This window comes from Novosphingobium sp. 18050, assembly GCF_902706195.1.
Classification (GTDB): domain Bacteria; phylum Pseudomonadota; class Alphaproteobacteria; order Sphingomonadales; family Sphingomonadaceae; genus Novosphingobium.
The window spans coordinates 1-25,972 of record NZ_CACSJO010000042.1; the positions used below are offsets into that span (position 1 = coordinate 1).

Annotated in this window: 21 protein-coding genes and 2 pseudogenes; 11 read left to right on the forward strand and 12 right to left on the reverse strand. The window is 60.6% G+C overall.

Annotation, left to right across the window (positions count from 1 at the left end; all coding sequences use genetic code 11):
• Positions 1-1,228 precede the first annotated feature (1,228 nt).
• Complete coding sequence (locus GVL61_RS22855) at positions 1,229-1,447, reverse strand: hypothetical protein (protein WP_159983288.1); 219 nt, start codon at positions 1,445-1,447, stop codon at positions 1,229-1,231.
• 335 nt (positions 1,448-1,782) lie between these two features.
• The gene (locus tag GVL61_RS22860; protein ID WP_159983290.1) at positions 1,783-2,652 is read right to left on the reverse strand and encodes an MBL fold metallo-hydrolase; all 870 of its coding nucleotides are present in this window, start codon (positions 2,650-2,652) and stop codon (positions 1,783-1,785) included.
• 71 nt (positions 2,653-2,723) lie between these two features.
• On the opposite strand from GVL61_RS22860, the gene GVL61_RS22865 reads away from it, so the two are divergent.
• From GVL61_RS22865 to GVL61_RS22875, 3 genes and pseudogenes are all read left to right on the forward strand, one after another.
• Entirely contained in the window at positions 2,724-3,038 is a 315-nt protein-coding gene (locus GVL61_RS22865) for a helix-turn-helix transcriptional regulator (protein ID WP_159983292.1), read from the forward strand.
• 4 nt (positions 3,039-3,042) lie between these two features.
• The gene (locus GVL61_RS22870) at positions 3,043-3,561 is read left to right on the forward strand and encodes a rhodanese family protein (RefSeq protein ID WP_159983294.1); all 519 of its coding nucleotides are present in this window, start codon (positions 3,043-3,045) and stop codon (positions 3,559-3,561) included.
• Between the two features lie 7 nt (positions 3,562-3,568).
• Positions 3,569-4,346, forward strand: a pseudogene (locus tag GVL61_RS22875) (sulfite exporter TauE/SafE family protein).
• 372 nt (positions 4,347-4,718) lie between these two features.
• Here GVL61_RS22875 and GVL61_RS25535 read toward each other — a convergent pair.
• Positions 4,719-4,913: pseudogene (locus GVL61_RS25535) on the reverse strand (TetR/AcrR family transcriptional regulator); the annotation flags it as partial.
• 193 nt (positions 4,914-5,106) lie between these two features.
• Positions 5,107-5,376 (reverse strand): hypothetical protein, encoded by a 270-nt coding sequence (locus tag GVL61_RS22880; protein WP_159983296.1) that lies wholly within the window; start codon positions 5,374-5,376, stop codon positions 5,107-5,109.
• A 360-nt stretch (positions 5,377-5,736) separates the two neighbouring features.
• Here GVL61_RS22880 and GVL61_RS22885 point away from each other — a divergent pair, with 360 nt between their 5' ends.
• From GVL61_RS22885 to GVL61_RS22910, 6 genes are all read left to right on the forward strand, one after another.
• The gene (locus GVL61_RS22885) at positions 5,737-8,055 is read left to right on the forward strand and encodes a hypothetical protein (RefSeq protein WP_159983298.1); all 2,319 of its coding nucleotides are present in this window, start codon (positions 5,737-5,739) and stop codon (positions 8,053-8,055) included.
• Between the two features lie 200 nt (positions 8,056-8,255).
• Positions 8,256-9,782, forward strand: coding sequence for a hypothetical protein (locus GVL61_RS22890; RefSeq protein ID WP_159983300.1), 1,527 nt, complete (start codon positions 8,256-8,258; stop codon positions 9,780-9,782).
• A 29-nt stretch (positions 9,783-9,811) separates the two neighbouring features.
• Positions 9,812-10,705: a hypothetical protein gene (locus GVL61_RS22895; RefSeq protein WP_159983302.1), complete on the forward strand. Its 894-nt coding sequence runs from the start codon at positions 9,812-9,814 to the stop codon at positions 10,703-10,705.
• A gap of 49 nt (positions 10,706-10,754) precedes the next feature.
• Entirely contained in the window at positions 10,755-11,627 is an 873-nt protein-coding gene (locus GVL61_RS22900; RefSeq protein ID WP_159983312.1) for a CHAP domain-containing protein, read from the forward strand.
• Positions 11,624-12,796, forward strand: a complete 1,173-nt coding sequence (locus GVL61_RS22905; RefSeq protein ID WP_159983314.1) for a serine protease — start codon at positions 11,624-11,626, stop codon at positions 12,794-12,796. The genes GVL61_RS22900 and GVL61_RS22905 overlap by 4 nt, the downstream gene beginning before the upstream one ends.
• A gap of 110 nt (positions 12,797-12,906) precedes the next feature.
• Positions 12,907-14,463 carry a DUF4403 family protein gene (locus GVL61_RS22910; protein WP_159983316.1) on the forward strand — a complete coding sequence of 519 codons (1,557 nt, stop codon included), beginning with the start codon at positions 12,907-12,909 and terminating at the stop codon, positions 14,461-14,463.
• Positions 14,464-14,924: 461 nt separating this feature from the next.
• Here GVL61_RS22910 and GVL61_RS22915 read toward each other — a convergent pair whose 3' ends face one another.
• Positions 14,925-15,866: a homocysteine S-methyltransferase family protein gene (locus GVL61_RS22915; RefSeq protein ID WP_159983318.1), complete on the reverse strand. Its 942-nt coding sequence runs from the start codon at positions 15,864-15,866 to the stop codon at positions 14,925-14,927.
• 546 nt (positions 15,867-16,412) lie between these two features.
• Between GVL61_RS22915 and GVL61_RS22920 the strand changes: the two genes are divergently transcribed.
• Positions 16,413-18,902 (forward strand): TonB-dependent receptor, encoded by a 2,490-nt coding sequence (locus tag GVL61_RS22920; protein ID WP_159983320.1) that lies wholly within the window; start codon positions 16,413-16,415, stop codon positions 18,900-18,902.
• Between the two features lie 25 nt (positions 18,903-18,927).
• Complete coding sequence (locus tag GVL61_RS22925; protein WP_235037863.1) at positions 18,928-20,190, forward strand: MFS transporter; 1,263 nt, start codon at positions 18,928-18,930, stop codon at positions 20,188-20,190.
• Positions 20,191-20,196: 6 nt separating this feature from the next.
• Here GVL61_RS22925 and GVL61_RS25175 read toward each other — a convergent pair whose 3' ends face one another.
• From GVL61_RS25175 to GVL61_RS22955, 7 genes are all read right to left on the reverse strand, one after another.
• A complete protein-coding gene (locus GVL61_RS25175) occupies positions 20,197-20,439 on the reverse strand; it encodes a hypothetical protein (RefSeq protein ID WP_235037864.1) in 243 nt (80 codons plus the stop codon).
• Positions 20,440-20,442: 3 nt separating this feature from the next.
• On the reverse strand, positions 20,443-20,907 hold the full coding sequence (locus tag GVL61_RS22930; RefSeq protein WP_235037865.1) for an alpha/beta fold hydrolase: 465 nt from the start codon (positions 20,905-20,907) through the stop codon (positions 20,443-20,445).
• Between the two features lie 13 nt (positions 20,908-20,920).
• Complete coding sequence (locus tag GVL61_RS22935) at positions 20,921-21,664, reverse strand: SDR family oxidoreductase (RefSeq protein WP_159983322.1); 744 nt, start codon at positions 21,662-21,664, stop codon at positions 20,921-20,923.
• Positions 21,654-22,664, reverse strand: coding sequence for a LysR family transcriptional regulator (locus GVL61_RS22940; protein ID WP_159983324.1), 1,011 nt, complete (start codon positions 22,662-22,664; stop codon positions 21,654-21,656). Before GVL61_RS22940 ends, GVL61_RS22935 begins: the two co-directional genes overlap by 11 nt.
• 78 nt (positions 22,665-22,742) lie before the next feature.
• The gene (locus GVL61_RS22945) at positions 22,743-23,660 is read right to left on the reverse strand and encodes an acyl-CoA reductase (protein ID WP_368667148.1); all 918 of its coding nucleotides are present in this window, start codon (positions 23,658-23,660) and stop codon (positions 22,743-22,745) included.
• On the reverse strand, positions 23,563-24,222 hold the full coding sequence (locus tag GVL61_RS25325; RefSeq protein ID WP_159983326.1) for an acyl-CoA reductase: 660 nt from the start codon (positions 24,220-24,222) through the stop codon (positions 23,563-23,565). The genes GVL61_RS22945 and GVL61_RS25325 overlap by 98 nt, the downstream gene beginning before the upstream one ends.
• A complete protein-coding gene (locus GVL61_RS22955) occupies positions 24,222-25,613 on the reverse strand; it encodes a hypothetical protein (protein ID WP_159983328.1) in 1,392 nt (463 codons plus the stop codon). The genes GVL61_RS25325 and GVL61_RS22955 overlap by 1 nt, the downstream gene beginning before the upstream one ends.
• Between the last annotated feature and the right edge of the window lie 359 nt (positions 25,614-25,972).

The following is a 25,972-nucleotide window of genomic DNA, read 5'->3' on the forward strand; positions in this document are numbered from 1 at the left end:
CTGCGCCCAAAGCGAGAAAGGAGAAGCCCGCATCTTGAACCTGCCGGTCAACGGCAGCACATAACTCATACCCACCCGGGTCAATTCTCAATGGTAATCCCGGGTCACATCTCAGTGGCAATCAACAGGACACGCCCCTTGATCGCCATTCCGCAGGCCAAAAAGGCATCGAAAATACTGGATGCGGTCCGACCGGTTACGGGAGCCAGCAGATCGGTGCCGGGTGCGGCTGAGTAGGGTGGGAAACGGACGTTCAAACCTCATTGGGATTATATAAAAATACGCGGTCAATCTTCGTAGCAGGCTTATTTATCCGAAAGATAATGAATCGATCAGACGCTATTTCGCTCCTATAAATATGATAAATTTCGCCATTTTTGGAGGCTACTGAGGATAGAAATCCAATTATATCGAATTCATGTCCTGCATTAAGACTTTTATGGCATTCGTTGATCTTCTGAGAAACTAAGCCGCTCGGTGCGATTGAAATCCGTACTGCGTCGGAAAATCCCTGGTCCGGTGATGATAGTTTGATGGGAAAGCCATCGCATGGCTCATCCTTACAACCGCCGCCTACGAGTATCGTAGCGGCTACAGTGATTACAAGTCGCTTACTCGTTCGCTTCATGCTTTACGAATGCGACGGCCGCTAAATGACTGCAATGGGGCGCGTGCCGACGAGCCGTTTTTGTCTAAAAATGGTGGGAAGCAGACATTGCCCGTACAAAGCGCTCATGGCATCTCGGATAAATGAAAACACTATGCTCAGTTTTGCAACACTGCGTCGTCGCTACGCTAGCAGTAGTGATAGCAGGTTGCTCGCAAAATGTTTGTGCAGATTTCCCTATACAATTAGACAAAGACCGTAATTTCTTTACCGAAATCCAATTTATTCCTGCGGAATCTGATTTCATTCCACTTCCTTCAAATTTCGTAGAAATTAATAGTATCATCTCTACTTGTGGCATTCATATCGACCCTAGTATGGTGCCGGGATCATTGCAAAGTAGTGGGGCGGTGAAGGTAAGGGGGCGTTATTTTCTCAGATACATTCCAGTTTATGTCACTGACACCGTCTATTATTTCGAAGTCGTGCATGGTCGAGTGCTGAACGCATACGAAAGTCGGTTTTGAGCCCATCCGATGCCCGCTATGGGGCGTGTGCCGACAGCCCGCGTTCGTCCAAGGATGGTGGGAGGCTGCCCTTTCGCGTCGAAGGCACCGAAGGTTATTGCCGCCGTTCTGCCGTCTCGATCGCGACCTTGATAAGGTCGACCGCCACTTCCTTGCCGAATGTGTTGACCGTCATTGGGCCATCCTCCGGTATGCTCACATCGAACACCACATCGCTGTCATCTGATAGGATTTCCAAACGGATACCGTCGAAGGCGATATCGCTGGCCCATTGGAATACCACCGTTTGACTGCCTACCGTCATCGTTTCCATGAGATCTTCTTACGGCCCGTAAGCCGTGTCCGCTATCCAGGAAGAACCTATGGGAGCGCTATGACCGACTCGGGGCGTTTTGCGACCGGCGGCTATCATGCTCGAAATAGGGTGCCGCTGTGGCGCAGCAGAACGGCAGCTATCCCTTCCTACCCGCCGGTAACCCGACATTCGGCTATCGGCCAGTTTGCACCCGAAGAGCTGCCCGACCGGCCTGCGCCGTTTGTCAGTCACTCAGCCTCCAAAAGCGCGCTCCCGAAACCGGCCGTGCCGGAAAACACCTGATTTCTGTCACGCCGCCTCTTCCCGGAAAGGATGGTCATACGGGACAACCCTCACTCCGCTTTCCACTTCACCGGGATACGAAGGTAGGTGACACCGTTCGCCTCAGCCTCGTCGAAGTGGCCCGCGCGGATGTTGACCTGGATTGAGGGCAGCAGCAGCTTGGGGACGGATAGCCAGGCGTCACGCTGCTCGCGCATGGCCACGAAATCGTCCTCGCTCACGCTATCTTGGACGTGGACGCTTGATCGACGCTGCTCGCCGACAGTCGTTTCCCAGCGATAATCGTTGCGACCCGGTGCCTTGTAGTCGTGGCACAGGAACAGCCGCGTCTCATCAGGCAGCGCCAGCAGGCGGCGGATCGAGCGGTAGAGCGTGCGGGCATTCCCGCCGGGGAAGTCGGCACGGGCGGTGCCATAGTCGGGCATGAACAGTGTATCGCCGACGAACGCCGCATCGCCGATCCGATAGGCGACGTCTGCAGGGGTATGGCCGGGGACGTGCAGCACCTCGACCTCGAGCGCACCGATTGCGAAGCAGTCGCCATCGTCGAACAGGCGGTCGAAATCCGATCCGTCCGTCCTCAGGTCGTCCATCGCGAACACGGGGCGGAAGATTTTCTGCACGTCGCGGATGTGCGCGCCGATCCCGATCCATGCGCCGGTATGGGCCTTGATGAAGGGGGCCGCCGACAGATGGTCGGCATGGGCGTGCGTTTCCAGCACCATCGCGATCCGCCATTCCTGCGCGCGGGCGAAGGCGACGATCCGCTCGGCCGAACGCGTATCGGCGATGCCGCTCGCCATGTCGAAGTCGAGCACCGGGTCGATCACTGCCGCGGTCCGCGTCGCGGGATCGCCCACGAGGTAGCTGATCGTATTCGTCGGCTCGTCGAAGAATGCCTCGATGAAGGGCTGGGTCATGATTTCCTCCGTTAGCTCTTGCTAATATATTAGGGTATGCTACATAAGCAATACCTAATGGAGTAGTGACGATGCTCAAACCGCCGATGGACCTAGCGACATTCGAGGCGAAGGCCGGACAGGTCGCCGACACGCTGAAGGCGATCGGCAACGCCCGTCGGTTGATGCTGCTTTGCAAGCTGGTCGAGCATGGCGAGGTGACGGTCGGCGATCTGGCCCGCGATGTCGGGCTGTCGCAGTCGGCCTGTTCGCAGCATCTGGCCAAAATGCGCGATGAAGGGCTCGTGACCTATCGGCGGGAGAGCCAGACGCTCTGGTACGCCATTGTCGATGCCCGCGTCGAAACGCTGCTCGCCACCCTCTACCAACTCTATTGCAAGGATTGATGCGATGACGCTTGCGACCCTTTCCCCCGCCGATACTCGCGCCGCGATCGATGCCGGTGCGCGCCTAATCGACATTCGCGGGGCTGATGAACATGCGCGTGAGCGAATCCCCGGTGCGATGAACGTGCCGCTCGACCGGATCGGCGATCTGCCGCGCGACGGTCGTACCATCGTCTTCCACTGCAAGTCGGGGATGCGCACCGCCGCCAATGCGGCGCAGCTCGGCGCGGCAGCGGACGATGTCCCGGCCTACATACTTTGGGGCGGCATCGATGCGTGGCGGCAAGCTGGACAGCTCGTCGTCGCCGACAGGTCGCAACCGCTGGAAATCATGCGTCAGGTGCAGATTACCGCCGGTGCGCTGGTGCTGACCGGCGTCCTGCTCGGCCTGTTTGTCGCCCCCGGCTTTTTCGGCCTGTCGGCATTCGTTGGTGCCGGGCTGATGTTCGCGGGCGTGACAGGATGGTGCGGCATGGCAAACTTGCTCCGCGTCATGCCGTGGAACCGGCGCGCAACCGCTTGAGGCGATCATGGACACTGCCGCCATCCTTGCCGCACTTGCATCAGGCGGCGTGACCGGCCTGATCCTTGGCCTGGTAGGCGGGGGCGGGTCGATCCTCGCCGTTCCGCTCCTGATCTACGTGGTCGGCGTCGGATCGCCGCACGCCGCAATCGGAACGGCTGCGGTTGCCGTGACGGTCAACGCGCTGGCAAGCCTGATCGGCCATGCGCGCGCTGGCCGCGTGAAGTGGCGGTGTGCCGGTGTGTTCGCGGTGTCAGGAATGATTGGCGCTGCGCTAGGAGCCGAACTGGGCAAGGCGTTCGACGGCAAGCGACTGCTGGTCCTGTTCGGACTATTGATGATCGGTGTCGGGCTGTCGATGCTGCGCAAGCGCCGCACAGCGGAGGCGCCGGATGTGAGGCTAACCCGCGACAGCGCCTCGACGCTGCTGCCGCGCCTGGTTCCGATCGGGGTGAGCGTCGGGCTTGCCGCCGGCTTTCGGTATCGGGGGCGGATTCCTGATCGTGCCGGGGCTGATCCCGGCCACCAAGATGCCGCTGCCCTTTGCGATCGGTACGTCGCTGGTCGTCGTCAGCGCGCTCGGCCTGACTACCGCCGCCTCCTATTCTCTATCTGGGTTGGTCGATTGGGGCGTGACTGTGCTGCTCATCGCGGGCGGCGTCGCCGGAACGATCGCCGGTATTGCGCTGGGCAAGGTTCTCGGCACCCGCAAGAGACTACTCGAACGCGGCTTTGCCGCAGTGGTGATCGCGACTGGGGCCTATGTCACTGCGTCGTCGATCTAAGCCTCCTTTCCCACAAATCAGCGCGCAGACGACTGTACGATAAACCCAGTCGGATTGAAAATGTGTGGGAAATCCTGTTCAGAGATGTTTTCCGACATGCTCCATCGGCAGCTATCTCGCTCGTGCCTCTCCGAACGCGACAGTCGCCTACCGGCCAGGTTCGACTGAAAGTCAGCCTGGCAACAGTGCGCCCATTCTTGCCGCTTGCCAGCAGCGTTCCCGAGCCTGAAAGCAGCCATTCACATCATGTCGAGGTCTGGCAAAAACGTCTAAGCTCCGGCGTCTGCCTCGCCAGCCTTGGACACTGACAGACAGGAAGCCAAATCACCCAGCATGACCCAAATCCGGCCGTCGCCTACTCAGCACCAGGTTTTACTTAAGAAGGCCTGCAACGACACGGCTGTAGGCCTGTGTCGCCTTCGGTAACGCGTCCTGGGGATGATCTGAAGCGGCTACCCATAGCGCTGCGTTCAGCGCGGCACCATTGAGCAGGCGGGCGGTAGCGTCGGCGTCCAGTCCTGCGACCGTCCCGTCATCCAAGAGCGAATGGATGGTAGAACGTGTTAGCCTCCGCCGTGTGGCGACTCTCGATGTCGCGGGGCATCGGCTCGCCGACTGTCCTAGACCAGCTTCAGCTCACGGCGGCGCGTCAAGCTGATAGATCGCGCGCTTGAGCAGTTCCACCTCCATGCGCGCGCTGATGAATTCTTCGCTCTTTCCGGTCCACGCACAGGAGGCCAGGCCAAAGGAACGCGTAGTGTCAGCACTGGCAGATGAAGTAATTGGCCAAGCCGCTGCGCACCTCGTCGGGGAGCTCGTGCATTTCGTCGAAGGCCACGACCAACCAGGTCACTCCCTCCGGAAGAGGCGCTCCGCACGGGTCGCACGGCGTGTCCTTGGCGACGCTGTCTTTCATAATCTGCAGCACGGTAAGTCGCCCCGGATAGTAACGCCGCCGTCCGATCATTCCGCGAAATCGGATCGCCTTCAAGGGCCCCGGTTCGAGCCCACCGATGTTATCTGTCGGCATCGCGATAGTTGCTGCCGAATTGGCATCCGCAAGCGAGAGAGTAAGGAGAGGCACCCGTTCGCGGCGAAAAGCTGAAGGAGCAGTCGGCCCGCGGCGACAAGTCGGTTTCGACGCGAGTGGTGCCTCGGCTCGCAGCATGTCGCCTCGCCAACCGGAGGATCGCCTTGCGGACATCTCTGGTTAAGCCGAGTGCCGACCCAGATGGCTGAATAGTGTCCTTGTACTTAAATTGTGAAGTCGATATCAAGAAAACTTGCAAGTTCACTTGCTGCGTGACCTGATCGTATCACGACTACAGTCGAGTCGCTTTTCCGGGGGAAAGCAATGCGGTCTTTCAAACTATTGGCAATGATGCTCGCCTTGGCACTGGCGGCCAAAATTCCCGGACAGGTGCCGGAACTCGACTTGAGCGCCGATGAAATGACGACGATCGATGCTGAGCTCGCCCGGCAGGCGGAAGCCGACGCGGTTGCTGAGCGCGGGCCTTATATTTCCGACCCTACGGTCGTCGCCGAGCTCGGCCGATCCTCAGGTGGCGGCAGCTGCAGCAAGCTCGGCCGCTTCGCATTCGGCTGCTTCATCCAGGGCCGTGTGGGCCAATCCGGTGGGAGGCCATCGGGCCGGCTCGGCAACCCGTTCGAACTCCACGTCGCCAAACTCATCCAGAAAAGGATCACCGAGGATCTTGCTGAATTCCAGAGCGACGGCGGCCACATCAACGAGAGGTTGCTGAGCGACGCTGGGTCACGGCTCGAACTCGTCGGGATCGTCAACCGCATGGATCGCCGCTTCGTGCTCGGTCCGCGCAGCGACGTCGGCATGCGCGAGGACTGCGGGGAGATCAGTCTGATCTATCGTTTCACCTATTCGATCTTCGACGGTACCGCGACGTCGCGTCTGCCGGTGACCATGAACGTCGTGCTGCCGGCCCTGCCGAACGACGCGCCGAAGGAACTGCATCCTTGCCAAAGGGTCGCCCAGAAGTGGCTGGCCGAAATGGACCGGCCGCGAGAACGGTCTACCGCTCGGCAGGTCGCCGATCTTCTCGATCCGAAGACCGGTGCGCTTGGCCAGCTCCGTGGCCGCGACATCGACCGCATCGAACTCAACATCCAGGTCTTCAGAAAAGAAACGAGCGATGAGTCCAACCACAGAATGGGGAGCATGGCCGCCTATGTGATACGCGTGTTCCGCTGGGACGCGGGCCAGTTCAAGGCCAGTTACTTGATGAACCAGATCGATCGCCGACGCCTCCTAGGCTTGGAGGACGATGGCAACTCGTGCGACACGCCGCGCCCCTCGGGCGACATGCGCGCAGCCTTCGTGAAGGAACTTCAGACGGAAGCGTTCATCCGGGATATTGACAATGGCACGCTGGTCATTCCCTTCCCGTACCTGGCTTGCCGCGCGATTTCCTACTCGCCCGGCGGGCCGGTCCGATCGGGCAATTCACCGTTCTGGGAGAACGAAAAGGGCGGCGATACCGTCATCACCGACGATGAGCTGCGCAAAATGATCGACATGGCGCCCCGGCCGCCGGTGATGTTCCGCACGGTGGACGACTTGAGGATGCGCCTCAACGAACAGAGCTGCACGGGCTGCCACCAGACGAGAGCAATAGCGGGCTTTCACTTTCCCGGACGCGACCGCGCGAGCACGCCGGCGGCGAACGCGGTCTACCTGCCCGGTTCGCCGCATTTCTACGGGGATCAGCTCCGCCGCGTCGATTTCTTGAAACTGCTGGCGCGAGGGCAGGAACCGCGCGCTGCGGACTATGTCTCGGGTTACGCGTCGAGGCCTTTGAACCGCTATCGCAGCGCATTGGCCGCCACGCAGCTCATCGGGGGCTGGGGCGCAACATGCATCATGCCTGAGATGTTGTCCGCCACGCAGCGGCAATGGACGTGCCGTAAAGGCCTGCACTGCGAGCAGCAGTACAAGTCGGCCAACGCCCCTGGGCTCGGCACCTGCGTCGCGGACGGCGACCGCGAGATCGGTGCCCCGATGCAGGCAGGAGTGGTCACCTCCCCGGTTTTCGGTGACGACTATTACGAGCGGGTTCTGCCGAATAAAGTGAAGACGAAACGCGACGTGCTGATCGATCCGCCGGCGGGTCCACGCGTCCACCCGAGCAACAGCTTCTACGTCGCGCATCAAGAGTTCTATACGGGTGACATTACCGGCGGCGGAAAGACCGGACGCGAGAAGGCGATCATCGTGCGCGACGCCAAGACCGGTGGCTTTCCCAGCGGGATGCTGAGGCTGTCCGAATGCATCGGCCTCCCGCGTGAGGCCACCTGCGGGCTGGTGGCATCGACCGGGTTCAACACCTGCGTCGGGCGAGCCTCTCGTGAGCGGCCGCTCGAGCAATGTTTCGCGAACAATACGTCTTATTCGGGGATGCGCGCGTGCAGTGCGAGCTCTCCATGCCGCGACGATCACATCTGCCTCAAGCCGATCGGATATACCCCCTCGACCGCCGATGAGTTGTTCGCCAAAAGAAGCGAACGGGTTGCTGCCCAATCAGGTTACGATCCTGCGGCCGACTTCGGTCAGAAACGCCCGGGCCGGGCATGGCTGCAGCGAAATGGCGGGCGCGGCGACAATCGCGGTGTCTGCATTCCGCCCTATTTCGTGTTCCAGTTTCGCTCCGACAAGCACCCGGATCCCGACACTTGAGCCGATAAATAAGATCGATCGCGGCTTCATCGGGACGATGAAGTAATACAATAAAAAAGGCATGCACGAAAAAACTGTAGAACCTCTTGTTACCGATCTAAAAATGATGAATAAATTCTACGCCAAAAATAAAATTATCTGCGCGAGGTTTGATTTCGTTCGTAAATAAATACGCGACTCTTTTCAATGAGGGTTATCGGATGCAATTACGTCGCCGTCTTTCGACGATAGCACTGGCTGCCGCCTTCGTGGCCGCCCCTTTCCCTGGCTCGGGCGCAGCCCAAGGAGCAGCCAATGTCCTGTCGGTGCAGCGCGACAAGACGCCGCACGCGGTCTCAGTCGGCGACTATTACAGTCAGGTCCTGTTCGAGGTCGGCGACTTCGATCTTCCGCAAGACGACAACGGCCGCAAGCAGCTCGGAACCGCGATCCTCGCGGCGTTCGGCCTGGGCGACAAAACGCGCTCGTTGACGATTACCGCGATCTTGTCACAGAAGGGGCAGGTCCTGCCTTCCATTCCACTGATCACTTACGAGTTCAACGGCAAGAAACGCCTGACGAATTATAAGCGAGCCAGCAGCTACCTCTCCCCGCGGTGGCAACTGGGTGCGAGCGATCCGATCGCCGTATCGCTGCAGTACCGCTATTCGGAAGCAGTCGTCTACAATCCTGAGGAAATCACCAACCAAGTCAAGGAACTGATCCCGAGTACGGCCATCGTCTCGACGCTTGGCAAGCCGTTCGTCGCGAGCATCGCTTCGTTGACCAGCTCGATCTTTGAAAACTCTGGTTCGCGCGCGGTCAACGTAACAGTTTCCGACGACCTACTTTTGCCTTACACCGGTCCGGTCGGATCGCGGGCGATCACCTATGCGGTAAAAGTGCCAGACGGACGCCCGCTCGGCTCGATCAAGGCAACAATGCTTGTCACGCCGTCGCTCGTTCGGCCTCTTGTCGGGGTGGACCAGGCTAAGCCGACGGATCTTGAGCGCGGGGACGACGATGTTGCGGCGCTCGCGCTGGATGGCGCGGGCACGCGGCGGCTGCTGCTTCCCGAAATCAAGGGCGTCCCGCTCTACGCCGCATTGGTCAAGGATCAGACGCCGAAAGCCGTCCGGGAATATTGCGCGCAAGCCCTGCCTGCCCTTGCCGCTCATGATCTCACCCGTCTCGACCGCACGACGCTAGTCTATCAGTCCCTGATCGACGCCGGATTTCGGCCCGCCGTGTACCACCCCACCGCCAATGGTTGGATCGCAGACTGCTTCACCACCCAAGCGGACATGAGCGCGCTCAAGGTCGCCATGAAAGTCGATTTCGCCTTACCGGCAAAGCCCGGCGATGCCGGCGATGCCGGCGATTGGCCGCTGCCGCTCAAAATGGCGATGGGGTGCTGGATCACGAACCAGTCGGGCCCCTATTGCCGGCAGAACGCGCCGGACCCTCGGGCCATCCTCTCGGCCGGAATGGCGGACGAGATCGATATCGGCGTGACCGAGCTCCCGTTTTTTCCCTCAAACGCACTTCCGCCCGGCCGCAAATTGGCCAAAGTTGACCTGCTGACTTTCCTGAACGGCTCCGCCGAGAGCTTTTCGTGTTACGATAAAGGTCTCGTCATTGTGAACGCCGGGCAGAGCTACGTCCTAGGCATATCCGTCAGGGACAATCAAATCCGGTCCCTGCAAATCCTCAGGGCTTCGTCGCAGGAAGCTGCATGTCTCGGCTGATTTCAAAGTTTCGGCACTTCGCAGGCGGGATGGCCCTGCTGGCCCCGTTGCCTAGCATCTCTGCCTCCTCGACCTGCGCCGGCACAAACCTGACCGGCATTCCCGGCAATGGCAAAACCTTGATACTGTCCGACGGGAGCCTGGCCGGCAAAGCCAAGGTCAATATCAACATCGACGGCTATGGCCGGGCCTATCATCCGCAGAACGCGGCGGCAGGCGCGCTCATCCATTTGTGCAACGCTGGCCAGGTCCATCTGCCGGACGGCAGGAGCTATCACGGCTCCCTCGATAATTCGACATGCACCGAGCGCTTCATGACCGATGTCGCAAAGGCGCGCGTGGCGGGCTGGACCAATCCCAACGTGGCACTCGTACGCTGGTATGGAATTCTGGGCAGGGGGAAGGGCGTCATTGCTCGCCGCACGGTCAAGAACATCGTACCGTTTTTACAGGCCGACGGCTCGGGATTCTATGTGTCGCCGACCGCGCTTGCGGACGAGACGATCGCGGACCCGGCCGTGCAGACGCGATACGTCAATCCCTTGCGGATACCGGCTGCGGTCATCCCGAAATCCGATGCGCTGCGCAGCCGCGGCGTGGTCATGGGGAGTTTCGGCGTCGCCTGGGATCCAGCGGCCAAGCGCGCGGTGCCATTCGTCGTGGGCGACTACGGCCCGGCGATCGGCGAGGCGTCGCCCGCCTTGGCGCGTTCTCTGGCCGGATTGCCGATCACCGACCATGTGACGCGAGCGAACCGTTACGCCGGACAAGTCGACGCCGCACGCATCGTCTGGGTGTTTTTCGGCAAGGCGGGAGGCCGAACCAAGTACGACAGCGGCAACGAGCAGTTGCTTGTGACAGGAGCAATGCAGGCCTTCCAGGCCTGGGGCGGGCGCGATCGCCTCCTGACCTGTTTTCCATGACGCCGTTGGGTCGAGCTTGAAACGCAATCAGGAAGGAAGGGAACGTGGTATGGAACTATCCAGAAGAACGGCTCTGGGCTCGCTTCTAGCCACAGGCGCATTTGGCTTAGCGCGCGAGGTTGTAGCCGACACGCCGCCCGCTCAGGACGAGGAAATTTCGTCGGCATTTCCCGGACTTCCGAACGAATGGAAAGCTTACGGCGACAATCCGGACGTCGCGCCTACCGATCTGTCTCCCGTGCCGCTGGGGACTGGCAAGCCATTGCCGGCGGAGATCGAAATCGCGCGCAAGATCATGAGCGCCTCGCCTGCCGGTACGAAAAACCCGCTAGATGTCGCCCGGTACTTCGCGGACATCGGCGGCGGCAAGTCGGTTCCAGGCGTCGACGGCGACGTCAGGCATTACGTCAGGGGCTGGCCGGTCCGCTACAATCCAGTGATCGTCAACTTCTTCTCTGCCACAAAGACAAATCCGCTCGCGATCAGCGGCGACTATACCGCGTGGTGCGCAGCCTTCATCAACTGGTGTGTCGCTCGCTCGCTGAGCCAGAGCAAGGAGGTCACCCTCGACGCACGAGGCTTGATGGTCCCCTTCGCTCCCAGCGTCCTCAAAGGCACCGACAGCGCATCATCCGGTTCTTTTCGGTGCTGGAGCCAAGATGTAAGGGAGTCCCCGCAGCCTGGTGACGTCATCGTCTGGGCAACCCAGGGAACGGTGAACAAGTGCGCCCCCGGCAAAGGCCACGTCGGCTTTTACGTCGGCAAGGCGCTCGATGGCCGCTTTCTCACGCTGGGGGGTAACCAGAGAGATCCGGCGACCAATCAGAGCGCGGTCGTTGAGAAGCGGATAGGCCAGAAATTCTCGCGATCGGACGGACTGGTAGAGTTTCATTCTATCCGCCGTTGGGTCGGTGCGGCATGAAGCGGTTGGCCTTGGCCGTGGCTTTGCCGGCGCTTGCGGCCTCGGTCGCTGCGCATGCGGACTGCACGGCGCAGGCCAGCGATCCGCACCAGATAATGCAGCTGGCCGGTGCCTCGATCGTCAAGATCGAGACCATCTCGAACCGGAACGGATGTGCCACGAGCGGTACTGGCTTTATCGTGTCGACCGGCGGCCACGTGCTCACTGCCGGCCACGTCATCCCTGCCGATTGTCTCGACATGTCGATCACGGCGATCCGTTCCGGTTTCGCCAAAACTCTGAAGCTCGAACTGGTCGAGCGAAGCGCGCTTGACGCCGCCGTACTCAAGATCGTCGATCCACCGGCAGACCTCGTGGCTCTCCCGATCGGACGGCCGATCGTAAAAGAAGAGAAGTTCAATCTGCGCGACGTGACCATCGTCAGTTTCTATGATGATCTTTTGGACGCGGTCCCAACCGGGGCCCGGATCGACGCGGTGACCATAAAGGATCAGCCGAATCTCTGGGCGCTTTGCGCGGTTGCCGCCAATCCCGGTCGGAGCGGCAGCCCGGTCATGACAGTGACGGGTTCGGTTCTCGCCATCTTCGTCGAAAAGCCCGGTAATGACAAACAGGACCTGGCCCGTGTCCTGCCGCTCCACAGGATCAAGGATTTGCCGGCGCTTAATGCCAATCCCCCCGTCCTTCGATTTTCACCGGTGAGTTGGATAGGCGTCGATGCGGAGAAACCGAAGGTGATGACGCTGGACTTCTTCTTCAACGATGTGGAGCATGCGAGCCGGCCCGCCACGGATACCAAAGGGCGCTTTTTGTCGAAGGATCAAACATTAACGTCAACAGATAGGTTGAACTGGCTCGAAGTTGTCGCGAAAGTCGCGGGTGGCGCAAAGATCAGGTTTGCGAACCGCAAGCAGCAGACGTTCAATGCTCCGAGCGGATACAGCTTCGACTCGTCGGTCTTCAAGATGCGCGTGGAGAGCTACAATCCGCGTTTCGCAAAGCGCCCTGAAGAGCCTTGTGCAGCGGCCGATGCCTGGGATTGCTACAGCTTTGCCGCCGACGGAAAAACCCTGACCATGCGCTATACGATGTATGCCGGACCCAAATTCGATGAAGCGCGCGGATGGGTCAGATCGTCCATCACGACGCAGTTGAACGCCGAGCCCTGATCATCGGGGCAGCCATCGTCGGCGTCGGCAAGTCGGTATGACAGATTAGCCCGCTATTGCGGTGCTTGCGTGGGGTTTGAAACGGCGTAACGGTCTGAAGGGGGATGAATATGAAATGGTCAGCAACCGCCGGGCACATTGTCGTTTTAATAGGCGCCCTACTCTCTTTGAGTGCCTGCAACCGGAACGGGTCGAATGACCCGCCCGCCAAATCCGACACGCCAGTAAAGCTGCTGAGCCGTCCATCGACGATTGTCATACCGATATCAGCGTCTCTCGCCGATCTTCAGGCCAAAATAAATGAACAGGTCCCCAATCCGCTCATAAGCATTGATCAGGAGCTAGACGCATGTATCCCCGCTAAATACGTAAGCGTCTGCCCGGTACCAAAGATAAGTATAAGATGTAGAGGGTTTAAATGTCGGAATGCAGCAGACGGATGTGCAGTCAGGGAACTGAAAACAAAAATCTCTCCAGATATAAGCTGCCGACTTAAAGGAAACGTCTCTCGAGGCGAGATAGCTTTGAGCGGAAGCGGTCAGACCCTGGCCATGGCAATGCCCGTAAACATCGAAATTTCGACTAAGGATGTCGGCGGCATCATTAAATCGGAAACTGCAACGGGCTCCGCCAATGTCAGAGCATCGGCCGCCGCGGATATTGATGAGAACTGGACCACGACCGCTGCCATTAACGCCGACTATTCATGGAACGACAGAATCGGCGTTAATATTCTCGGGCAGCGTATAACTTTCGCCTCGAAAGTGGACCCAAAAGTCAGGGAAGCCATCGGAAAATTTCAGAGGAGCATCCCCGCGCAGATCGAGGCGCTGGCCCTCAAAGACAGGCTTTCGGAAGCGTGGGCGAAGGGCTTCTCCGCCATTCAGTTGAGTGACAATCCTGCCGCTTGGCTGCGCTTCACCCCCGGGTCGGTAGGCTATTCTGGGTACGAAGTTTCTGATGGCGCGATCCGTTTGTCACTAATGGCAAACGGCGTCACTGAAACTTTCTTGGGTCCCAAGCCAAGCGATCCGAAGCCCGTGCCCCTGCCAAAGCTCGCCAGAAACCTGCCGCCGGCGGGCTTCCAGTTCTATTTGCCCGTCCTGGCAAATTACAACACGCTGGAGGAGGGGGCGGAAAAGGCGCTGCGCAGGGGCGAAGAGCAGACTTTCGACGTCCCCAACGTCGGCAAGGTGAAGGTGACATTCAACGATGTCACGATTTATCAGACGACGAACGGCGCGCTTGCTATTGGTGTGGAGATTAACGCTGACCCGGCCGACGAGTTTTTCGACACTAACGGCACCATATGGCTGTCTGCCGTACCCAAAATCGACAACGCGAGGCGAGTTGCAAGCGTAGATGATCTTAGAATTGCCACCAAAACTGACAACGGGGCATTCAAACTGCTCGCGTCCATTCTCAGCCTCCGGGTGGTGAACGACCGGCTGAAGGGCGCGATGCGCTATGACTTTAACCAGAAGTACGCCGAGGCGCTGGCGAAGGCTAATAGCGCCCTCAATCGTGAACTGACCGAAAGTTTGTACTTGACGGGCCAGATCACAAACGCGGTCGTCGATCGTGTTGTCGCGACACCCGAAGGATTATTCCTTGGTCTAGATGTCACGGGCACGGCCGCACTTCGATATGGCAAGCCGGCCTCTTAGCGCGCTTGGCGAGGACTCGTTTGTATCCTCACCGTTGCATCCGGAAGAGCTTGCGCTCGCACAGTTGATATGATCTGACGCCAGCGATACTAGCCGCGCGTTTCGGCCGACGGAATGGTAAAAAGGGGCGATTGTTGCGTGATCGATCGACCTCAAGCGAACGACAGATTCGGCGTGAGCCGGCGGTCACTCCGCGACCAACGAACGGCCTATGTTGGCCGGCTGCCGACTCTGCACGACCGTCAGCTATCCTCGCAACCCGGCTCCGGTCCGGACATTCGCCTATCGGCCAGCCCAAGACACCCAAATAGGAAAGTAGCCGGTCCGCACCTGGGAGCGTAAAATTGGCTGCTGAGTGACCGGGAAGGGTCGGGCGCGGAAATTGCTGCTACGCGTTACAAGGCACCATTCCAAGTCCTTGGCATTGTCCCAAAAGTCGCAACTCGATTCTAATGAATCCCCTATTGCGACAATTGGCGCACTTTTCTGGCGATCTCTTCCAGATGCGGCGCCCACGTGCCGCAGCACCCGCCAAAGACGTCGATATGGGAATAGCGTTGCGCCAGGGCGCTGATGCGATGGCCCAAGTCGACGGGATCGCCATCTTCAAGATGGCCGATCTTGCAAAGATCGATCTTGTCTTTCGCGCTCGCATTCGGCCGAATGCTTCGGATGCGTTCGATCCACCCTCCCGTCTCTAATGCGGGCTCGAATTCGATGGGGTGGGAGCAATTGATGCCGTAAAAGTCTGGTCTGTCGCCCCCGGTTTGGGCATCCACCGCTTCGATGGCCTCTCGCAGGCTGGGGCCGGACTTCAGCCGATGATTGCTATCGAGCGTGAAGGAGATTGTGAGCGGCAAGCCGATCTGCGCGGCCGCCCGCGCCACGCCGACCGCCTCAGGGATGTTGTTGAATGTTGCCGCCCAGGCGAAATCAACATTCACACGTTTGTGCACCTCAAGCTGGAAACCATGATAGTCTTCGGCCTCATCTGCGGTAATTGTCCGGTTGAGCTCATAGGCGTCACCTCTCGGGCCGACCTGTCCGCCGATGAGGATTTTCGTGCCCTGGGCCTCATAGGGCCGGGCTACGTCGCGGAGAAAGGCTATCGATCGTTCGATTGCATCCGCCAGGCCATCGCGGGAATAGCCCAGCTTCTCGCCCCAATCGGGGCTGCCGCGGTAATCGAGGCCGGTGATCATCGCGACGAAGCCATATTCGGCGGCGACGTCGAGCACACGGCAGTACATTGCCTTCAGATCGGACATCGCAGCGGCGTTCTCGAGCAGCGGATACATGGCGAACTCGGGCAGATCATGCCCGTGACGATACTGGATTTCCGTTTCCTGGCCGCCTTCGGTCAGATAGAAGGTCCCCTCGCGCTGTGGTGCAAATCCAGCCATCGCGTTCTCCGCTCACATTCGAATACCTGATTCTCCTACCAGGGACTCCATCCGACACATTAACGTATCTGGCGGTGATTCCAAAGTTGGGCACCTGTGGGCAGCCTGTGATCTGCGGGTCCGCTTTCGGCTAGTCGTGGGCGTCCAAGATGGAAAATCTGACGGGCCGCAACTGGGGAGCGGAATTTGGCCTTGAATGACCGGAAAGGGTCGATTCTGCAGGAACCGACCGCCGGGTAGTGGGACGATCTTGACTTTTCCCATGTCGTTGCGAGATGGCAGCTTGCAGCCCAGACCGACGTTCGCACGCCTGCGTTGTAGCCGGCAGAGCTAATCGAATCATTGGGAAATGCACTTCGCAGGTGGCGAGCAACAATACCTCGATCGGTAGCCGGTCAGCAATCAGGTTTTCCTATGGCTGCTAAAGCCACTCGTCGATGGATATCCGCTCAAATTCACCGAGAACTTGGCTCCATAAATGACGCGCTAAAAGCCGGTCACGTTGCTCGTGAACGAAGGTGTGCGCGCATCAGGGGAGAGTATGGAATGAAGGCGAACTTATGTCGGCTGGGCGTGGCCCTTCCGCTTGCCACAATCGCGAGCATTACAGGCGCAGCGGCCCAGGAAGCAGACGCGGGGAGGGCATCCAGCGCCAGCGACATCATCGTGACCGCGCGACGGACCGAAGAGCGGCTGCAAGATGTTCCCATTTCGATAACGGTGTTCAATCAGGCTCAGCTTGCAGACCGCAACGTCACTTCGGCGCGTGACCTAGCGACCTATGCGCCATCGCTGACCGCAAATGGGCGTTATGGCACCGAGAATACGTCATTCGCAATCCGCGGCTTCACCCAGGAGCAACGCACCACCGCATCCGTCGCGATCTACTTTGCCGATGTCGTGTCTCCGCGTGGCAGTGGCGGCGGCACCACGACCGGCGACGGCGCCGGTCCGGGAAGCTTCTTTGACCTGCAGAACGTCCAGGTCCTACGGGGACCGCAAGGCACGCTGTTCGGACGCAACACGACTGGCGGCGCGGTGCTACTTGTCCCGCAGAAGCCGACATCATCGTTCGAGGGCTACGCGGAAGGTACCCTCGGCAACTACGACACGCGTCGCCTTCAGGGCGTGCTGAACCTTCCGCTCGGGGACATGGCCCGCTTCCGCGTCGGAACGGACTGGCAGAAGCGCGACGGCTATCTCAAGAACATCAGTGGAGTGGGGCCGGACCGCTTCGCCGATGTCGACTATGTCGCGGCGCGGGCCAGCCTTGTAGTCGACCTGACTAGCGACCTCGAGAACTACATGATCGCCTCTTACTCAAGGTCGAATACGAACGGGCAAATCCCGCGGCTGACGAACTGCTACCCAACGCGCGGCACTGCGCCGTTCGTAGCGGGCATTCTCTCGTGCGAGCAACTCAGCAGGCAGGATGGTGGCTTCTACACGGTCCAGAACGGGCTAGACGACCCAAAGCTGTCCCTCGAACAATGGCAGGTCATCAACACCACGACCTGGCAAGCGTCCGATGCGCTGACCATCAAGAACGTCACCAGCTATGCGCAGCTTCGAAACAAGACCCGCAGCGAGGCTTTCGGCACTTACTGGCGGGTCGGCCCGACATTCCAGGGACGTCCGGCCGGAGCCTTCGCCGGACGAAGCGCCACTTTCGTCAACATACAGCACGAGCCCAGCCTCGCGACCGCGGACCAGTCGACCTTTACCGAGGAGTTGCAGCTTCAGGGCAGGACCGGAGATGACCGGCTGGTATGGCAGGCTGGTGGCTACCTTGAGGTCAGCAATCCGCTAGGCCGCACCGGCAATCTCAACCCCTCCGCGCTTTCGTGCCTCGACCAGAGCTATGCCTGCGTCGATGTCGTGCGCGGCCTGCAACGTCTGATCGGTCAGAGCGCACCGGACAACAGCCTGGGCTATCAGGTCGGGCAAACGGCCTATCGCAATGTCGGCCTGTACGGGCAGGCAACCTACAAGATCACCGACACGTTCTCCGTCACCGGCGGGTTGCGGTACACCTGGGATCGCTCGACGTCGTCGATCCAGAAGTCCTTCTACACCTTTCCCGATGCGGCGGACCCGACGCAGTTCGTGGCCCAGTGCACCAACGCCCTGCTGAGGGCAGCGGGCGGCATCAGCAGCAATGCTCAATGCGAGGAGTCTTTCCGCCAATCGTCGAAGGCGCCCACCTGGCTGATCGACATCGATTATAAACCTTCTCCAGACCTCCTGATCTACGCCAAGTACAGCCGCGGCTACCGCCAGGGCAGCACCAACCCGTTCAGCGTGGAGGGATACAACACGTACGGACCGGAGAAGGTGGACACCTACGAAGGCGGGCTGAAGGCGAGCTGGCGCGGGAGCGCTCCGGGCTACCTCAACGTCTCGGGCTTCTACAACGACTTCCGCGACCAGCAGGTGCAAACAGGTTTCCGCGATCTCCTGAACCGCGTCGCGGTGAACACTGCGATCGTCAACGCCGGCAAGTCACGGATCTACGGCGCGGAGGTGGAGACGGGCATCAACCTGTTCAGCAGCCTCGATCTGAGCGCGAGCTATGCCTATCTTAATACCAAGGTGCTCGAACTCGCGGAATTCCCGGCTCCCTCGATGTTTATCCCTGGCAGCTTCTTCAACACGCCGGTGATTACCACCACCGTCGGCCGGCCGCTGACCTTTGCGCCCGAGCACAAGCTTTCGGCAACCGCGACCTACACGCTGCCGCTTCCCGAGACGGCGGGTAGGGTCTCGCTGGGCGCGACCTACACTTACACGGACGAAATCATCGCCACATATTCAGGCACGCAGGGCACGCTGCCGGCCTTCAGCCTGCTGAACCTCAACCTGAACTGGGCGAATGTCGCGAGCTTGCCCGTCGACCTGTCGCTGTTCGCCACCAATGTCACCGGCAAGAAGTACTTCGTGCAGGTCAACGAGCAGACCAGTTCCGGCTTCGTCTCTAAGTATCTGGGCGAACCGCGGATGTACGGTATGCGCCTGCGCTACCGGTTTGGCGATTGATATGGCGATCGGATCGGAGAGTCAGATGCTGATGGCACGTCGCGCCGATGCGAGCAGCGAGTGGCGGCAGCATTGGACCTTGGTGCTGGCGGCGAGTGTCGGCTTTGCCTTCCACTCGCTCGCGACCTACTCGACCGGACTGTTCATCGAGCCGCTCCATGCCGAATTCGGCTGGTCTCGCGCGCAGATCACGGGCGGGCTGACTATTGCAGCCCTCTCGACCATTCCGTTGTCCATCCCTGTGGGCGCGCTCATCGACCGATGGGGCGTCCGCCGCCTAGCACTACCGGGCATCGTCCTGACGAGCGTGGCGATCGCCGCATTCGGATCTACCGGCAGCAGCATCTTCCATTGGCTCGGCCTCTGGGGGTTCTACGCTCTTGTCGGAATGATGGTGAAGTCCACGATCTGGACGGTGGCCGTGACAAGTGCTTTCGATAGTGGCCGCTCGCTGGCTCTTGCGTTGACCCTATGCGGGACCGCGATCGCGCAGATGCTGGCGCCGCCCTACGCTAACTTTTTGATCGAGAGCTTCGGCTGGCGCAACGCATATTGGATCCTGGCGCTGACCTGGGGCGGCCCGGCCCTGGTCCTATGCACCCTGTTCCTGAAGGACGCGCGACGGCGCCCAGTCGCCGGACCGGCGATGGGCAAAGTCATGCCGCTTCCGGGCCTGACGCTTTCCCAGGCTTTGCGTGATCCCGCATTGCTACGCATCGCGGCGGCCACCTTGATCATGATGATGCTGGGTATAGCGATCATCGTCCACTTCGTGCCGATCCTGCGCGAAGCGGGAGTATCGCGCAGCGACGCCGCCAACCTCGCCGGTCTGAGCGGGCTTGCCGGCATTGTCGGCAAACTCGTTACCGGATGGCTGATGGACCGTTGGCATGGCCGGTGGATCGGCGGTGTTACCGTCTCCTCGTGCGCAATCGCGTTCGCTTTGCTGCTCGATGGTGTGCGGACGCCTTCGCTCATTATCCTCTCCGTTTTGCTGATCGGGTATGCCGTCGGCGCCAAGCTCCAGGTGACTTCGTACCTCACCAGTCGCTATGCCGGAATGCGCTGCTTCGGCGCGATCTTCGGCGGCATGGCGACGATGCTGGCCGTCGGCACGGGGGTGGGGCCGGTCATCGCCGGCGTCATCTACGACAGCTCCGGGAGCTATCAGCCGCTGCTGATAGCCGCCATTCCGGCGAGCCTGGTGTGTGGGCTTCTGATCCTCAGCCTCGGGCCTTACCCCGATTGGACAGTGGTCAAGGCCGGATCGGACGCCGAACCGGCCTGATCCCATCTAAACGATGCGTAGCAGAAGCTCGGCCACTTCGATCGGGTGGGTCAGCATCAGATCGTGCGGCGCATCGAGTGACCACACCCGATCGCCTTCCAGCCAGCGCGATCGTGTCTCCGGCGGTCGCACGGCCAGCGCGCGGGTGCTATTGATGATCGTCCGTGGCATTTCGGCGAACGCCGCAGGATCTCGCAGTTCAAGCGCCTGGGTCATCGTGCGCCACGGCTGCGGCGTGAGCCGGGCCATGGCTCAATCGCGAAGAGGCGAGCCGTCGAGGCCGTAGACTGCCGAGGCAGCGGCATCGGGGAACAAGCCAAGCTCGACCCCATCGATCACGCGGTTGTTCGCTGCGAAGGCTTTCAGACCGGGTGACACATCGACCAGAGCCTCGCCATCGAGAGGAATGGCGGCATCGAGATAGACCAAGTGCCCTGTTCGCGCCGACGTGCGGTCTGCCGCGCCGGTGATCACCATGCCGCCATAGCTGTAGCCGACGAGAATGACCTCGCAAAGATCCTCGAACTCCATCAGCCTGGCGATGTCCTCGATTTGCATATCGAGGTCCGTTTCGGCCGACAGCAGGTGCTGGCGATCGGCCAGACCGGTCAGGCTCGGGGCATAGACGAGATGGCCTTCCGCTCGCAGAATTGCGGCGAGCGGCTGAAAGCACCAGCCTCCGTGTCCGCCGCCGTGCACCAGAACAAATGTCGCCATGGATCGATACAGCTCAGGTGTTCGCGGCGCCGTTGGCGAGGATGTGTGCGCCCGAAACCCAGCTCGCCGCCGGGGAAGCTAGGAACGCAACCACCTCGGCGATTTCCTGTGCCTTGCCGACCCGCCCGAATGGCGAGGCATTGATGAACATCTCGCGATAGGCCTCGGGAGTCCGGTCGAACATGCCCGGACTGGTCGCCCCGGGGATAACCGTGTTGACCGTCACCCCTTTGCGACCGAGTTCCTTGGCCCAACTTTCGGTGAAGCTCTTCAGCGCCGCCTTGGTCGCCGAATAGATGCCCGATCCGGCGACCGGAAACTCTGCTAAGGTCGAGGACAGATTGATGATCCTGCCCCCTTCGCCCAGGCGCTTTGCTGCTTCGGACGCGACGAACAGCGGCCCCCGCAAGTTGACGCCGACCAGCCAGTCGAGTTCCTGTATGTCCAGATTGGCGAGCGATCCGCCGGCACTCACTCCGGCCGAATTGACGACAACGTCCAGCCCGCCCATTTGCTGATCCAGGTCTGCAAACAGCGCTGTCACCTCGTCGTGTCGTGCAATGTCCGCAGCAAGCGCGATCGCCTCGCCGCCATCCGCCTGGATTTGCGCGACTGTGTCGCGCGCGCCTTGCTCGCTACCGCTGTAGTGAACGACTAAAGCAAAACCATCGGACGCCAGCCTGAGCGCAATCTCGCGACCAATCCCGCGTCCTGCTCCGGTAACGAGCGCGACGCGCTTCTTGGGCTCAACTGCCATCACTTGCCCCCTTTGTTCGCTTGGTATTCGATTGCGACGGCCAGTTGGCCGTCTCGTCCGTCATGCGGACCGCCGTCGTGGCGTCCCACACGCCTTTGTCGATCAGCCGGTCAAGCACGCGTATGGTCAACTCCTCACATCGGGTCGAAGCGCTGGTAATGAGCTTCGTGCTGTTGCGAGCCAGGCAGAGGTTGCGCCGAAGCATACCGCGCCCAATGCGCGAAGTGACGACCTGACCGCTGGCGACGGCGCCGCTGTCCGCAAGAGCCGAGCCGGGAAGGATCGAGTAGCCGTGACCCTGCGCGACAAGCGCCGGGATCAGCGCGATTGCGTCAATTTCGAGCTTCACCATAAGCTCGATGCCCAGCCGCGCGGCGGCCTGCTCGATCGTTTGCCGCAGCCCATGCTGCGGGCCCGGCAGGATCAACGGCATCGCGCCGAGCGCCCGCAGCTTGTCCTCAACGTTCGTGTCGATTCTGGGGCTTTTGCCCGCAGGCTTGACCAGCAAGAGCTCTTCGGTCGCGATCGGCCGCAGCGACAGTTCGCTCAGCGTCCCCAGCTCATGCAGGATGCCAAGGTCCACCTTGCCTTCTTCGAGCCATCCGCGGATCTGTCCGGTCGATGCCTCCACCAGCCGTAACGCGACGCGCGGCGCGTGTTCCAGGAAGGCCTCGACCAGAGTCACGCCGGCCATGCGGCTGATCGAGTATGGCACAGCAAGGGTGACCGACCCGCTTGGCTCCGCCGCCTGGCGCACATCATCTATCCCTTGCTCGACCGAACGCAGGATCTGCATGGCATGAGTGAGAAAGATCGAGCCCGCCTCGGTCAGCGTAATACCGCGCGCCGTACGCTTGAGCAGGGTCTGTCCGACCTCGTCCTCAAGGCGCAGGATATGCTGGCTCAACGACGGCTGGGCAATGCCAAGGGACACGGCCGCCCGACTGATCGACTTGGTTTCCGCTACGCGCAGGAAGCTGCGCAGGTGTCGCGTGTTCATGGCTCACTCTCTCGGCGGCTGCATCGACGGCAGCCCAGTGTCCCTAGATGAGCCACTCCTGCGCGACAACGTCGCCGATCATTCAGCGGCGATACTGAGAGTCTCGGCATGTTCCACCGGCCGCATGTTGACAACCCACCGCATGGAGCGGCGCATCGGCTCGATTCCGTCGTGCGGCGAACCGGGGGGCATGTGGTGCGAGTTCGCGTAGACGGTCATCGCGTCGCCACCTGCCAGCGAGACAAGACGTTGGATGCCCGCGAGTGCGAAGAGATCGACGATCTCGGATCGAACGGACTCCGGGTAAATTCCGACTGTCTGGGTGGTGTCGTCGCACCATTTAAGCACATCGGTAAGCTTGTCCACCGGCACGAAGTTCACGACCCGGTTGTTGAGCTTGTCGTAAAACTCCACCCGGTCGTTAAACTTCGAGACGATGAAGCCACCGTTCAGGGTGTCGCCCTCGACGTGGTAGAAGTCGTCTTCCAGCGCGATCGCTGCCATATCGGCTTCCAATTCCCGATTGGGGGTCGGGAAAGGTGTCGACAGCATGGGAGGCAGGCTGGCGTAGGCAGCGACCATCTTGCGCCCGAGCGCTACCACCTGCTCCATCGACGCGTCGTCAGTCTCGCGCTCGACATAGACGATGCGCGTGTTGGCGCAGGCCGTTTGGTTGTAGAACCCTGCCAACGTGGCCAGCCCTATCGCCGCCTCATCCATCGCTGCCTCGGTTGAGAACGTGTCGCGTCCGATCATCGACATCGAGTACTTGGGATTGAGCGCAGTCAGGTCGATACCGGGTGTCAGGAACTTCTGAATGTGCTTGACCGAACTCATGCCGCCCCACGCGGTGATCTTGTCGATCCGGCTCGTGCGGATAACCTGCGAGTCCATGTACTCATCGCCACCCTTCCAGTAGGCGACCGCGACGTGCTTCGTCATTGGGTGGTCCGAAGCGATCTCGATCAGCGTCCGAGCGATCGCATTGGCGGTCAGCGGATCGTTGGATGGCGACTTGATAAGAATGTCGGACTTGGTGAGGCGCGGCCCGCGCGATCGTCATGGCCGCGACAACGGGAACGTTGCCGGCGGTGATGTGCAGTTGGCGCGTGCCCACGGCGCGGATGCTCACACTTTCGTATGCGCCGCCGCTCGAAACCCAGCCGTCGAGGTAGGCGAGCCCGATCGTCTTATCGACAAGGGCCGTCATCATGACAGGATCGAACATGTGCGGCAGGGCGTCGTAGACACCGCGCAGGATCGGCTCGGCGAGCCCTCCGGCCTTCAGCGCCAGCGCGAAGCTCTCTTGCAGCAGCGGGTTGTCGTCCAGGCGCAGGCGCTTGCCCAGTTCGGCCAGGAGATCGATGATCTCGGCCATCGGCGTGTCGTGCAGGTCGCGCATGCGCGACGTGTCGCCAAGGACCAGATCATGGATATGCTTGTGCGGGTCGGCTTGGCGGAAATCGGCACCGCCGCGGCCCTTGTAGTGGACGCCGTCGTCGCCCGGCATGATCACCCGGCCGCGCGCGATGATGGGGATGTCGAGAACTTGGGTCATCAAGCTTCTCCCGCTACGAATGCCATGAACTCGTTGTAGGCTTGTTGCGAACCCGCGCAGGTGATCTTGTCTTCGCCGCCTTCGGCTTCGGAGAAGCGGCGGATCTTCTTCTCGATGCGCGGGGCTTTCCAGCCGGTGTCCGACTGATCTTCATCCCAATGGATCGTCACTTCATCGCCCGAAGTGAAGCCACCCCAGTACGACTGCGGAACGAGGTCCACTAGCACCAGCCTGCCCGTCTGCACGCCCTCGCGCGGCAGCGCCTCGCCATCCGGGCCCATCAGCAGCGGAACCGAATAGGGCGGTAGGTAAAAGAAGTCGTCCTCACCCAGTGGCGCATTGCCGATGCACTCGGAGAAGCCGTACTGATTGCCCATACGGTCGATGCCGAAGAACGATTTGATCTGGTCCTCCCAGTCGTCAGGCGCGTCCTTGTACCCTTTCATGCCGCCGCCGCCCATGATGATCGAGCCAGGTGCGAACTCGCACGTGACGCCGCGGTCCAGGCCCGCGCGAGCGACACGGTACATATCGGAGAAGGTGCCCCCGATCTTGACCCGCTGCCCCCTGAAACGCTCGATCAGCTGGCCGAACCACGCATCGAGGTCCCCATCGCGGGACCGCCCCTGGGCCAGCATCTGCTGCCGCTGGTGGAGGAGCGCAGGGTCGAGGCCCAGTGCGGCAATCTCGCCCTTGTCCTCGGCGGCTTGCAGACGGCCAGACAGCGCCATCAGGTCGGCAGGTATGTGCGTGTCATACAACGTATGGTAGTTGTCCGGCCCGCCCGCCATCTCGACGTTGAACAGACTCATCATCTTGAGCATCGTCTGATAGCCGCCCCGACATCCAGGGAAGAACGTCGGCAGCTTGGTCGTCCATGGGTCCACACCGCTGGCGGCGTAGTTGACGTTGAAGAAGTGGAACTTCCAGGGGCCAAGCTCATCGTAGCTGCGCGGCACGAACGAGAGCTTGCCGGTGGTCCCGCTCGAATACGTGACAAGCATGCCGTAGGCTTCCAGGCGGCCCAACCATTCCTCAATCGTGGTCAGTCCGGTCAGATCCACTCTGGTGAGATCATGCGCCGTCAGCCTGTTTAGCCATCCGGTCAGCTTCACGAAGTCGCGGTTCTCAATTATCTGTATCGGGTAATTCTTGAGCACCCTATGGTCGAAGCAGACCGGCAGGACGTCCTCGATCCTGTCGACAGCCTCCACGCCTTGTCGATCTGCCAGTTTCTTCAGTGCCGGGATGCGATCCCGCAGACGGCGAAATGCGATCCGAACCGCTTCCAGCTGAAGCGCTTCCCGCTCTTCGCGCGGGATCGACATCAGGTCGTCCCAGCTACGATATGTCCATGCCGCCGGGTTGTCGGGTAGAAAACTGCCAGCCACCAACCATTCCTCTCAGGTATTGTCCGGGAGCAACTTACTAAGGGTTCGACGCGGCAGAACGCCTGAAAGGCTTCTTGTTGCTAGAGGAAAAACCTATAGCTATTTCAATTAAGGCGATCGATTTTCAGGTGCGCCTAAAGGAACGACACTCCTATCAAAACGTCTCCGGCAGGTGCACTGCTCAGCGGCTAGTGGTATGCGAACGGCCAGTTCGAAGGTATGACCGGTCACCTAGCCCGGAAAATTCATCGTGTTGGTCAGCGCAGGCCAAGATTTGGATTTTGGGCAGGCGGCGGGCGCGTAGCGTCATTGCCGGAGATGAGCCGGATTTGAGGGTGATTGAGGTTTGCGGGTTGAAG